This is a genomic window from Fibrobacter sp. UWB7 (genome assembly GCF_900142945.1).
Taxonomy (GTDB): Bacteria; Fibrobacterota; Fibrobacteria; order Fibrobacterales; family Fibrobacteraceae; genus Fibrobacter.
In genome coordinates this window covers 98,634-112,047 of the sequence record NZ_FRCO01000006.1, presented here as the reverse complement: position 1 = coordinate 112,047, position 13,414 = coordinate 98,634, and the positions used below count along the sequence as shown (strand labels likewise).

General features: G+C 51.1%; 9 protein-coding genes. 8 read left to right on the top strand and 1 reads right to left on the bottom strand.

What is annotated here, in order from left to right:
* The first annotated feature begins 243 nt into the window (after positions 1–243).
* The 7 genes from BUC30_RS13915 to BUC30_RS13890 all read left to right on the top strand — a co-directional run bounded on the left by BUC30_RS13915 (position 244) and on the right by BUC30_RS13890 (position 7,627).
* Positions 244–1,641: a COG3014 family protein gene (locus BUC30_RS13915; protein WP_139260852.1), complete on the top strand. Its 1,398-nt coding sequence runs from the start codon at positions 244–246 to the stop codon at positions 1,639–1,641.
* Positions 1,642–1,743: 102 nt separating this feature from the next.
* Positions 1,744–2,529 (top strand): hypothetical protein, encoded by a 786-nt coding sequence (locus tag BUC30_RS13910; protein WP_073442787.1) that lies wholly within the window; start codon positions 1,744–1,746, stop codon positions 2,527–2,529.
* Between the two features lie 48 nt (positions 2,530–2,577).
* Complete coding sequence (locus BUC30_RS13905; protein ID WP_014546027.1) at positions 2,578–3,306, top strand: response regulator transcription factor; 729 nt, start codon at positions 2,578–2,580, stop codon at positions 3,304–3,306.
* Entirely contained in the window at positions 3,288–5,207 is a 1,920-nt protein-coding gene (locus BUC30_RS13900) for a sensor histidine kinase (RefSeq protein WP_073442785.1), read from the top strand. The genes BUC30_RS13905 and BUC30_RS13900 overlap by 19 nt, the downstream gene beginning before the upstream one ends.
* A 69-nt stretch (positions 5,208–5,276) precedes the next feature.
* The gene (locus tag BUC30_RS13895; protein WP_014546029.1) at positions 5,277–6,614 is read left to right on the top strand and encodes an ATP-dependent 6-phosphofructokinase; all 1,338 of its coding nucleotides are present in this window, start codon (positions 5,277–5,279) and stop codon (positions 6,612–6,614) included.
* A gap of 21 nt (positions 6,615–6,635) precedes the next feature.
* Complete coding sequence (locus tag BUC30_RS16165) at positions 6,636–6,779, top strand: hypothetical protein (RefSeq protein WP_015731986.1); 144 nt, start codon at positions 6,636–6,638, stop codon at positions 6,777–6,779.
* A gap of 8 nt (positions 6,780–6,787) precedes the next feature.
* Complete coding sequence (locus BUC30_RS13890; protein ID WP_073442782.1) at positions 6,788–7,627, top strand: hypothetical protein; 840 nt, start codon at positions 6,788–6,790, stop codon at positions 7,625–7,627.
* Positions 7,628–7,711: 84 nt separating this feature from the next.
* On the opposite strand, the gene pta is transcribed toward BUC30_RS13890, so the two are convergent.
* Positions 7,712–9,115, bottom strand: coding sequence for a phosphate acetyltransferase (gene pta / locus BUC30_RS13885; RefSeq protein ID WP_073442780.1), 1,404 nt, complete (start codon positions 9,113–9,115; stop codon positions 7,712–7,714).
* A 308-nt stretch (positions 9,116–9,423) separates the two neighbouring features.
* Here pta and BUC30_RS13880 point away from each other — a divergent pair, with 308 nt between their 5' ends.
* The gene (locus tag BUC30_RS13880) at positions 9,424–13,290 is read left to right on the top strand and encodes a fibro-slime domain-containing protein (protein WP_244536663.1); all 3,867 of its coding nucleotides are present in this window, start codon (positions 9,424–9,426) and stop codon (positions 13,288–13,290) included.
* Positions 13,291–13,414 lie beyond the last annotated feature (124 nt).

Here is a 13,414-nt window from a genome sequence, read left to right as displayed (position 1 = left end):
ACTTAATCAGACAACGTCATTCTGAGTCTGCCAAGACGAAGAATCCAGTCATTTCTAGTTAAGACTTCACTGGATGGGGCTAAAGCCCCAACTCCTTGGCTCGGTTATGCCCATGCAAGCATGGACGCAACACTCGCCTTCTGAGTTGTCTTCACTTCGTTCAGGATGACGTATTCTAAGCTCTAAGTTCTAATAACTAAGAAAGCTCGCACCCGCGAGCATTTTTTATATACATTTACTTATATGAAACAAATTATATTACTCCTCGCGACAACTTTATTCTTTACGGCTTGTGCGAACAAGTCCATGACGCGTTACGAGGCTCTCGCCCCCGTATTTGAGCACAATGGATTCGAAGCCGCCATTAACGAAGTCAAGAAACAGCAAGAAGACCTCTACGGAGAAAAGACCGAATTTCTCTATTACTTTGACTTGGGAGTCCTTTACCACTACAACGGAAACTACAAGGAAAGTGCAGACAACTTTGCCAAGGCCGAAAAAATTTACGACGACCTCTACACGCGATCTGTAACAAACGAAGCCGCCGCCATTGTCACGAACGACAACATCCGCCCGTATAGGGCACGCCCCTTCGAAGTACTCGTGCTCCATGAAATGCAAATCATGAACTACCTCGCCCAAAAGGATCTCGATGGCGCCATGGTTGAAGTGAACCGCGCTCTAAAGGCGATGACAGAACTTTACCAGAAAGACAACGACAAGACGAACGACAACGGCTTTTTGCGCTACCTTACCGCAATTGTCTACGAAATGGCAGGTGAACGGGACGAAGCCGCCATCGCTTACTATAAGACGGTCAAGGCTTACGACGAAAACATCCTGAACCTCCCGAAAGAAGCCCGCGAATTCATCATTGAAAATTTAAGACGCTCTGACCGCGAAGACGACCTCAAAACGCTCAAGCTCGACAACGCCCTCGAAACACCTAAGGCTAAAGCCGCTTACGATCTCGGCCAAGAAATCATCGTCGTCGGTTACGCCGGTCACGGTCCCATCCTCACCGAACTCAGGATGTCTGGTACTTACGTGAACGGGGGGCTGCTGAACCTCACCTACAAAGACAGCAAGACCGGCAAGGTGACAAGCACCACCGTCGGAGCACCCCCAGTCGCAGGGGCAAGCAACGGAGAAACATTCCACATCGCTTTTGCACTCCCCGAAGCGCACTCCTTCAGGAGCCAAGTCCAACGCTTTAACGTTTCCGTCGATGGCAAGTCCGGCATCCGCCCCGAAAAAGTCATGGCGCTCGACAAGGAACTCGAAATGAACCTCAAGGATGACTTCGCCTCCACCATGACGCGTACCGCCATCCGAGTCGTGCTCCGCACTATCGCCTCGCAAGCCGCCAAAAAAGCTATGAAGTCGGACAACGCACTCCTCAATATTTTCACAAGCATCGGCACGGACATCGCGCAGGACCAGATGGAAAAAGCGGACCTCCGCATCGCCCTCTTCTTGCCGAACTCGTTCCAGATGACACGTATCCCCGTCGAACCAGGTTCCCATGAAGTCAGTGTCGCTGCTGAAGGCGATGCTGGCACGGTCAAGGTATTCAATTTTGGCAGTGTCCCCGTGAAAAAGGGCGAAAAGAAGTTCATCTTTGTTCCGGCAGTTAAATAAAACATCATAAATAGGCGAAAAAGCATCATTTTCTGAATTGTAAATACCTTTTTTCTAAATAATTATTTAGTTTCAAGGCAAAAACATTCCTAGGAGCAAAAAATGAATTTCAAATTGATCTTTGCAGCAGCAGCAATGCTCGCTACTCAGTCTTTCGCTATCGCCGGTATTGGCGCCCATTACACCCCGAACGTCGGAACAACCCTCAAGAAGGCCGACATGGCACCGCTTCACAACAGCGAAAACATCCAGTTCAGCCATGGCAGCTTCGAATACATCCAGGGCTTCGGTTTCAAGGCTTGGGTCGATATTCTCCCGTTCATCGATATCGAAGGTACATTCAACATCCAGTTCGCCTCTTATAATGCATCCCTCTGGGCTGGCGACAAGAGCATCGGCTATCAGGAAATCCCGCTCAAGATTGAACTTGGCGGCACTCCATTTGCAAAGGCAACTCCGAAGTACGTCGGCATGAACGCAGACCTCTCCGTCACGAAGCCGTTCTCCATCCCGCTCTTCCCCATCCGTCCGTATATCGGTGGCGGTCTCACGTTCCACTGGAACACGTTCATCCTGAACAACCAGTTTGTTGACGGCATCATCACCCGTATGGAAGAAGCTGGCATCCCGATGCCGACAGACCCGACCGATGAACAGGCTCGCAACGATTACATCAAGAGTCTCAGCAAGGAAGTTGTAAAATACGCCAAGGACGAAGGCCTCAACAAGAGCATCGGTATCCACTTGCTCGCCGGTGTCCGCTTCAAGCTCCCGATCATCCCGATTGCAGCTTATGCAAACGTCAAGTGCTATCTCGGTGGCGACTACGATACAGACATCGATGCCGGTCACTTTGCATTTGAACTCGGTGGCGGTTTTGCCCTTTAATTTTTGTAGATTAAAAAAAGTTGGTTAGAAGAGAGTAGGTATCCAAGAATGACTCAAAATACAAGCAGCACAAACATCCTCATCATCGAAGATGAAATTGCCATTGCCGAAGGCCTCGTAGACCTCTGCGAGCTCAACGGTTACCGTGTCAAACACGTTGTCGACGGCGAAAGCGGTCTTGCCGAAGCACTTTCCGGACAGTACGGACTCGTACTCCTGGACCTCATGCTTCCGGGCATGGACGGATTTACCGTTTGCGACAAAATCCGCGAAAAGGACAAGAGCCTCCCGATTATCATCCTTTCTGCAAAGAATTCCGATGACGATATCATCAACGGTCTCAAGTTCGGCGCCGACGACTACATCCCGAAGCCGTTCTCCGTGCCGATGCTCCTTGCACGTATCGAAGCGGTGTTGCGCCGTAGCCGCCAGACGATGGAAAACGAAGGCAAGCTTGTTGCCGGCAATCTCCGCGTGAACTTCCGTGAATACACGGGCGTGCGCGGTACAGAAGAATTGGCATTTACCCGCAAGGAAATTGAAATTCTTGAATACCTTTGGAACAACCGCGACCACGCCATTCCGCGTTCTGAACTCCTCCGCAAGGTCTGGGGTTACGAAAATGCAGAATCTGTGGATACACGTACCGTCGATATTCACATTACCAAGCTCCGTAAGAAGATTGAAGACGATCCGGCTCATCCGAAGCTGCTCGTCACATTCCGCGGTGAAGGTTACCAGATGCGTTCGGCACCAGAATGCGAGAAATCAGTATAAACAAAATCTCTACATACCTCTCTAGCAAGTACAAGGCTCTTCGGAGCCTTATCCTTGCCTCTAAAGATCGTCTCATTTTTGTGGCGATTTTTATCGTTATTGCGATTCCCGTAATAATGCTTTTAAGCCATTCTTACACACAGTTGCAAACGTCGTCGCTCTTTGGCTACAAGGAACACGCGTTCTCTGTGTTACAGAACTTGAACAAGAACATCACGGCGGACCTCGCTATCGAAGACAGGCGTTCTTACGCCGACTATCGATTCATCCGCTCAGTTCCTGTGTTCGGCGGCGAAGAAATCACGATGTCCGAACTTGCGGAATTTCCGCAGCGTAGCCACTACGTTGGCCTTGTCGGGCATTTCCAGCTGGACCCCGCCGGCAACTTGAGCACCCCCGTCCTCCCGGATGGCGTGCTTGAAAAAATTCCGATGATGGACAGGGACAAGCGCCTTGCCATCCGCAACAAGATTAGCCAGATCCTCAACACGTCGGGATTCGCGGCCATGTCTTCTCCTGTCGCCTTTGCGATGACATCGAGCAGCATGGAAAAGGCTGATACGACGCACAAGAACGATAGCAGGCTCATCGACCAGATTTACAAGCAGGACCTCGACATTGCAAGCACGCGCAAAAAGAAGAAAGCCAACAGGCCGCGTGTTGAACAAATTACCGAAACAGGCGACTTTGCCTTTGGCGTTGAATCGACAAAGCTCGATACGACCGGTCTTTTAGTCCGCTTGATCAATACCGAAACGACACACTCCATGGAAGCTGAAATCGACTTCTTCCAGGCGATTGTCGATTCGAACTACATCATTTTCCACCGTACCGTTAGACGCGGCACAGACGTCTTTATCCAGGGCTTCATTGTCGATGCTAGAATGTACCTCACGAACCTCGTGAAAAACGAAATCGAGAAGTACAAGGGCGTTACAAAAGGCAATCAGCAAGACCCGCTCGTACTTGCATTTTTCCACAAGAACAAGTCCTTTGTCGCCTTCGGCGAACGCAACAACATCACGACGGAACTCCTCTCCGAATCATTGCAGGCACCTCTCTCGGATATCACTTTTAAGATGTACACGACGCAGCGCGCCCCTGGCGGTGAATTCGTCACCTTCATCGGATTTTTGATGCTTGCTGTGCTGGGAATAGGCTTGATTTCGATTTACCATGTGACACAGAGCCGCGTGAAGCTCGCCGCGAAGCGCCAGGACTTTGTCTCCGCCATTACGCACGAACTCAAGACTCCGCTCACCGCTATCAAGATGTATGCCGAGCTGTTGCAGAATTCCTGGGTCGCGAGCGAAGAAAAGAAACAGAAGTATTACGGACAAATTGCAAGCGAAGCAGACCGCCTTTCGAGACTCATCCAGAACGTGTTGAACCTCTCGAAGCTCGATGGCAACCGTTGGAACGTGCAGCTCCGCATGGACAAGCCAAAGCAAGTCCTCGACGATTTCGTCTCGACTTACAGCAAGAACGTCGAAAAGCAGGGATTCGAACTTACCGTTTCTTCGGACACAGATGCCGACAACATCAGCCTCATGATCGACCGCGACGCCATCATGCAGATTCTGATGAACCTCGTCGACAACTCGCTCAAGTTCTCCAAGAACGCCGATTACAAGATGATCAATGTGGAACTGCGCATCAAGGGCACTGACATGTACCTCGCCGTGCGCGACTACGGTCCGGGCATTCCGCCTTCCGAAATGAAGAAAGTTTTCCAGGAATTCTACAGAGTCGAAAACGAAATGACAAGACAGACGAGTGGCACAGGCATCGGACTTTCGATGGTAAAGAAATTGTGCGCTTTATGTAATATGACGATTGAACTTGAAAACGCAAACCCCGGTTTGCGCACAAAAATACACTTCCCAAGTCTGTCCATTTAAGTTTTCATTATGTATTTTTAGGGCGTTCCGTCAGTATGGCGGAAACCCAAAAAATCAAAGAGGCGCGGTATGACTCAGGACGATATCATCAAGAATCCGTTGGATTATGATCTTTCCATTGAAACCGTTGGCAAGGGCACGCTTAAGTCCCCGATGAACGGCGTTCCTTTCGTTTCGGAAAACGACAAGGTCAGCCTTACCACTGACGTCAATCTCATCTCTGAATACTTGGCGAAGGGCATCCCGGTACCTTCACTCGAAGTGGCCGGCCCTCGACAGACAATTTTCCACGACCCCGCCTGGACGCGCGCAGGTATCGTGACTTGCGGTGGTCTCTGCCCTGGCCTTAACAACGTGATCAAGGGCCTTGTACAAGTGCTCTGGTTCGACTACGGCGTGAGGAACATCTTCGGTATCCCGTACGGCTACCGTGGCTTGAACCCGAATTACGGTTACTCCCCCATCGTGCTTGACCCGGATGTGGTCGATGCCATTCAGGAAGACGGCGGTACGATTCTCGGTAGCTCCCGCGGCATGCAGGACCCGGCAATCATGGTCGATACGCTCATGCGCTTGAACATCAACGTGCTGTTCTGCATTGGCGGTGACGGTACGCTCCGCGGCGCACATGCTATTGCCGAAGAAGTCAAGAAGCGTAAACAGCCCATCTCGATTATCGGCATCCCGAAGACAATCGATAACGACTTGAACTTGATCGACAGGACGTTCGGTTTTGAAACAGCCGTGCTCAGCGCTACAGACGTGATTACTAGCGCCCACATCGAAGCAAACGGAGCATTCAACGGTCTTGGACTCGTGAAGCTCATGGGTCGCGACTCCGGCTTTATCGCAGCGTACGCATCGCTTGCAACAACAGTTGTGAACATCTGCCTCGTCCCCGAAGTTCCCTTTACGCTGGACGGGCTCTTCAAGGCTCTCGAAAGCCGTTACGCAAGCGGCAAGACTCACGCCGTGATCGCCGTCGCCGAAGGCGCCGGACAGGAACTTTTCAAGAACCAGGAAGAACGCAGGGACGCAAGCGGCAACATCTTGAAAAACGATATCGGTGAATTCCTGACCCACAAGATCAAGGAACATTTCGATAGCGTCGGCAAGGAAATCAACATCAAGTACTTTGACCCGAGCTACACGGTGCGTAGCATTCCCGCCAAAGGTACTGACGCCATTTTCTGCTTCCAGCTTGCAGAAAACGCAGTACATGCAGGCATGGCAGGCAAGACGGACATGGTCGTTGGCAGCATGAACAACGTTTTCTCGCACGTGCCTATCGAATACGCCGTGAGCGAACGCAAGAAAATCAACCCCAACGGACCCCTTTGGCACGCCGTTCTCGGTATCACGCGCCAGCAGGACTATTTCTCCGGCAAGGGCAAACGCAGCAAGTAATCCTTTAATTAATTTATCACCATGCTCAAAAAAGAAGAAAAAGTCATCATCCGTACCGCACTGATGGAATACCGCAATCTCTTGTTCAAGACATTCCATGGCACCGACGAAGAAAAGACTCGCATTGCCACGGTGAACAAGTTGCTCCAGAACTGGAAAGTCTAAGCGTATTCATGAGAATTACGCATAACATTGTTTTTGCATTGCTACTTGCGATTAGTTTCGCAAGTGCAAACGAGCATTTGCACATAGCGGATTCCTGCTATGCGGCACGTGCTTTGCGTGCAAACGGCGACAAGGCCGATGCAAAGAATGCAAAAATAATGAAGGAATCCTACAAGAAAGCGATGGAGGATTCCACCGTTCTGGAGGCGGCGACTGAAGGCTACGTGAAGACGCTGTACTTCTGCTTTAGATTCGTGCAGTTCGACGAGAAGAAACGCCAGCTCCATTTGGATACGCTGATGGACGCAAGCAAGAGCGCCTACGAGAAGTTCCCGCAGAACAAGGAAATCGCACACGTCTACGCCTCGACGCTTTCGATGTGGGGCTCTGAACGCAACGTATTCACGTCCATCAAGGAAGGCATTGCAGGCAAAGTCCGCGATGTAGCGACCAAAGCCGAAGACTGGCAGATTCTCGGGCGAGCGCACTTTGTATTGCCTTACGTGCCGCTAATCCTCTCCTGGCCGGATGAAAAGCTTGCAGACAAGTACTTGAATATGGCTCTTGAACAAAATCGCAAGGACATTTACAACTACTACTTCCTTGCCGACTTGCGCTACGATCAGGGACGCTATGACGATGCTGTGGAATTTATCGTACAAGGTCTCGATGCAGGCGTGCGCCCCGGATACATTCTTGAAGACAAGCGCGCCCGCTGGCATTTAAAAGAGCTCTGGAAGAAAATCGATTACAAGCACAGGGACAAGCTTTCGCCAAAACACCTTGAAGACGGCGAGAACATCCGAAAAGCGATCGAAGCGCTGAGAGCGAAGAATAAGAAGAAATAACTTGTTATAAAAAAAACGGACTTTAAAAGTCCGTTTTTTTTAATGGTGACCCCGGCACAGAGGCCGGGATGACAATGTAGAGAGTTATTTCTGGGCCTGAACAGCGGTGAGAGCGATCGTGTAGACGATGTCTTCGACGAGGGCGCCGCGAGAAAGGTCGTTCACCGGCTTGGCGAGGCCCTGGAGCATCGGGCCGATAGCGATCGTGCCGTGAGCAGAGCGCTGCACAGCCTTGTAACCGATGTTACCGGCAGAGAGGTCCGGGAACACGAACACGGTAGCCTTGCCAGCGACCGGGCTGTTCGGGGCCTTGAGGGCACCAACACTCGGAACCGTAGCGGCATCGTACTGGAGCGGGCCATCGATGAGCATTTCCGGGCGGGCAGCCTTAGCAGCGGCAGTTGCTGCCACGACGAGGTCTGCATCCGGGCCCTTGCCCGAATTGATGGTGCTGTAAGAAAGCATGGCAACGCGGCTCGGGAGACCGAAAGCCTTTGCGGTGTCATCGCACTGGAGAGCGATATCGGCGAGTTCTTCGGCGAGCGGGTTCAGGTTAATAGCGCAGTCGCCGTAGATGTAAGTCTTGTCCTTCATGCACATGAAGAACACGGAGCTCACGGACTTCACGCCCGGAGCGGTACGGATAATCTGGAGAGCCGGGCGGAGCGTATCAGCCGTGGAGTGGATAGCGCCAGAAACGAGGCCATCGACTTCACCGAACTTGAGCATCATCGTAGCAAGCATTACGTTGTCAGAAAGAGCAACACGTGCAGATTCCGGAGTCATGCCCTTAGCCTTGCGGAGTTCCACGAGAGTCGGCACATACTTTTCAGCAAGTTCTGCGCTCGGTTCGATAATTTCGATGTTAGCCGGGAGCTTCACGCCAACAGACTTTGCAGTAGCTTCGATATCAGCCTTCTTGCCGATGAGGACCGGCACAGCGATGTTGCGTTCGACAGCGAGGCAAGCAGCCTGCACGGTACGCGGTTCAGAACCTTCCGGAAGCACAATGCGCTTCACACACTTGGAAGCCTTGGAAAGGAGGCTTGCGCGGAACATGGCCTGGCTTACGCGACGTTCAGCTGCCGGAGCGGCGAGGTCGCCAGCAACGCACTTTTCGCAGCGGAGCAAGCGCTTCGGGCAGAAGAGTTCGGCATCTTCGCCATCGGCAAAAATCTTTGCATCGAGGGCAGAGGCGAGGTCGTCGTTAAACTTGTGAGCAATGACATCGTTCATGCCGGTTGCACCTTCGACGACAACAGCGTCGACATCGTCAAAATCCTGCTTGAGGAAATCAGCGCAGATCTTTTCCATGAGCACGGCAGACTTGCCGGCCTTGATTTCAGCAACGCTATCGGCAGCATTGAAAACTTCGAGCGGCTTGTAGACTGTAGCGATGAGACCAGCCTTGGTAACAGCGTCGACAAGTTCCTGGACTTTGGCTTCCATGTTGGAGGCAGCCGTGGCAACTAGGTAAACACGATTCATTTTAATCTCCAATTTTGAATTTACGAGTGTAAAGGTAGGATTTTTTTGCCCTGCGGGCAGGGGCTTTTTCTAATAACTATTGACCAACAACTAATGACTAACTGCCAATACGTTTATTTTAGTTTACAATGCCAAAATCTTTCACAAATTAGCGCATTTTCCGATGTAATATTTTCATAAACTCTATTGACAACATAATTTTATTGTTATCTTTGGCGTTGAAAGTGTATGGGAAAACACTGTGGGATAGGGGAATAAATACTTAGGAGTCACGGATGAGGATCAGTGGACTTTTTTACAGGGTTTTGGTGTGTTTGGCGATTTTCAGTGCCTACGCATTTGCGCAGACGGTTGCTGTCGCACACATCATTTACGAGGGCAACGTCTTGTACTATGCCGACAACGAAAGCAATTTCGTGTACAAGGCTGTTGAAAAAAACGAAGATGGTACATTTACCATCGAATTCACTAACGAGCGCCTTGCTAACGGCAAGAAAGACGTTCGTCGACTACAGTTTGGAGTAGGCTGTAACGGCAACACATGCCATACGGACCTGAGTCCAGACAACAAGCCTCTACTGGGCGAACTTTTCCCGGGGTACAAGGAAAACGTCACAGACGCTGCAAGCATCGTAAAGCAGGAAATCTGGATTGTCATCAACGAAGACAAGACATTGACGATTTCCGACACTAAACCGGTGGTCGCGGTCAAGCCTAAAAAACATATCCGTTTTTTAACGCCGTGGACAAACACAAACGCCATCATGTACCTGAACGATACAGAGAACTACATGAGCGCGGCAGCCTCCCCATACTGCGGTTGGTTCGAAAGCAAGGTATCCAAGCCATCTAGCAGCGCAAACGTTTATTTTAAACAAACTATCGGCACTATGTTTGTCGGAGCAGACGGTACAACCGAAGACGAATCGACCGTTACGCCCATCAACTTGGATTCAGCCATTGCATTAAGCGATACCATCTGGATTGTCGCTTACCAATACGGCGCTCCTGAAGTTCATACAAAATATCCAGGCGTTCTCGGTGAATGCCTCCCGAAGATTCTCCCGGTGATGATGTTCGACTGGTACGACGGTTCCATGAATTCCGACGGTTCCAAGAACGGGCTCAACTACGGTGAAGGCGGCGCAGGCCGCACAGGCTTTGATGTCCGCGGTGTACCGATGTTCGGTAACGGAACAAGCCAGGACTTCGGTCAGGGCGGTTGCGAAGGTTCTCCGATGACAGGCATGGTCGAAAAACAGCTTGGCATCAATGGCGTTCCCGTGATGGCAAAGAACTTCCCGAGCGGCTGTAAGAACTCTTCTCATCTGAATAGCTGGTTCCTCCCTGAAGTTATTTACAATGACGGCGTAAACACCTATACGAACGTCACGTGCCGCGACCTGGAACTCACTCTTACCGATGACGGTTTCTGGCTTGGACAAAAGGACGACGAAAGCCCGGAACACGGACTCTTCTTGCTCGATGACTTCCGCTGGCTCGACAGCGCACATACGATTGAAAACCCCCATTACGATTCCATCAGCGGAGGCAATGACATTCCGGGTTACCACAACTACGGTTTCGCCATGAAGATCCAGGCTGAATTTGTCTATGTCAAGGGACAGTACTTTGAATTCAACGGCGACGATGACGTGTGGGTGTTTATCAACAACAAGCTCGTGGTCGATATTGGCGGACAGCACAAGAAAGTCAAGAGATCCGTAAATCTCGACGATCTTGGACTCACGCCGGGTGAAACTTATCCGTTCCATATTTTCTATGCCGAACGCAAGCGCACGCAATCGAACTTCATGATGAGAACGTCCATCGACTTGAAGGTGGAATCCAGCATGCTCCTCACGGACCATTCGTCGGACTCAACACTCATCAAGAAAGAAGTCTGGCAGAACATCCGCGAAAAGACTCTCGCCTGCGACTTCTCCGCAAACTCCGAAACCAAGCGCACGGAACGCGGACCTTCGAACTTTACGCTGTTCGGAAAGAGCCTCCCGATGACGGGTGTTGCCTTGAGCAAGCTCGATACTGCTTACTATAGCGGCATCACGATTACGAACGATTTCACGATGCTCACGATCAACACAAAGAATATTTCCCGCATGCAGACATTGCCGCCGGGAACCTATTACGTCCGTGTATCGCTCAAGAACAACCCGAAGGAATATAAGGATGTGTACTTCACCATCCCGCCGACGGAACTGCCGAACATCGCCTTTGCAAACATCATCGACTCGAGCTACTGCTTCATCGCCGATGTCATCAAGCAGGACACGCTCTGCGTCGACAAGTACTGGAAACCACTCGGAAACGAAGTCAGCCGCGATATCAATAGCGACACGCTCCCCATCAACTTGAACAAGGCAGAAAAGCTCTGGGCAGGCCGCATCTACCCCATCAATGTCTCTTACGTCGAAGAATGGGCATCAAGCTATAGCGGCATTGCGGCATTAGTCTCGACATCCGACCCGAAGCTCATCCCGTGCGATTCCCTCGGCAATCCGCTCCCGAACAATGAATTCACGCTCATGGACGGCAAAAACATGTTCTTCGTGAAGGCAACAGGCGCGATAGTCAACGGAACCTTGACCGTTTCTACCGCAGCGGCAAAGAACAAGAGCATCAACTGGACAAACATCAACATTGCCGAACCGCCTGTTCCGCAAATCGAAACCGCCTACATCTACGATAGGAACGGCGATGGTCGCGGCGACAGCATCTGGGTCAACTTCAACAAGCCGCTGGGCGGAAACAGCGTGCTCAACGCTATCTCGTTCACGTTCGGCCTTACGCACTACGAACAGGCACCTGTTAAATATACCGAAGGCGCCCGCGAACTTTCTTTCGTCGCTGACGGTGACGGATTTGGACCTTCCATTTCAACAGGTGGCGCAACGGAACCGTATTCCGGCAAGATTACCGCCCAGTACACCTACACTAACCCCGAAGACCATACAGTCTCGAATTTCGCAGTGGACGGACTTCTCGGCGACAAGATTGGACCTATCATCATGGCGGCAGAAATCGCCTATACCAATGACGGTAAGACCCAGCTCACGCTCACGTTCAGTGAAGGCCTCAGCTCCTTGGGCGCAAGTTCCAATCTGTTCGGCTACCGTAGCTACGGCAGCGGCTCGTTGTCCACAATCGTGAAAGAAGCCGAATATGTAGCAGCGATCCCGGCAAACCGCTGGAAGCTCATTTTCTCCAAGAAAGCCTCTAGCGACATCATCCCCATCGTCGGCGACTCCATCCGCATTAGGCCTCCCTCCGAAGGCGGACTCGCCGTTGATCTCATGGACAATCCGGCACACGACAAGAATCCGTGGGTACGCATTACCGGCGAACAGCGCATTACCGTGACAAGCCCGACGGTCGTCACCATGGACAAGAATTCGCCCAACTTCGAAAAGACTAGGGAAATCGTCAACAGCAAAAAGCCGACAGTACCCATCATCGTCAAGAGCGACAGACCCCTTACCGCAAACCAGGTTGGCGAAATCTACGGCACCCAGGGTCATTATCTCGGCGACATGAACATGTCTGAACTCGTCGAAAACGAAATTAGCGAAATTGTGAAGGTCGTAAAGGCTCAAACCATGTACGAAGACAAGACTGCCGCCCAAAACGGCACACCGTCTACCCCCGTATCGCTGGAAACAATCATTTCCATGCTGGACAGAGGCGATATTTCGTACAAGGAAGCCAAGAGCAGGTTCGGCTTAAGCGACGTCATCATCAACGCCCACAGCAACGGGCTTTTGAACAAGGACAACCTGCACAACTACATGCACGGTACCGATGAAGACGTCAAGACGATCGCCGAATCCATGGCAGACAAGACAGAACTCAGCTACAAGACTATCTATTATACCAGTCTCGGGCATTTCGTCAACAACGACGAAGGAAGAATCGCCTGCAACGACGATATCTTCAAGACGGATGGGGCCGTCAACTGCCTCGGAAACGAAGGACACCTGTTCCTTGCCTGGAACTCCCGCGACAAGAAAGAGCGCCTCGTAGGTACTGGCGTTTACATCGCCCGCCTCGAAATCCGCCTTATCGTGAACGGCAAACGCATCACCAAGCGTACGCAGGACTTCCTCTGGGGCGTCCGCCACGGCAGAATGACGATATTCGATATCGAATTTAGATAGTAAAACCCAAAAACCGGAACTTTTTTCCCTAGTCACCCGCTCCCAGAGCGGGTGTTGCTGTTTTCGCAATTTATTTTACAAATAGGCAAAAAAAAATTGATAAATATCACAATATTGAATGTAT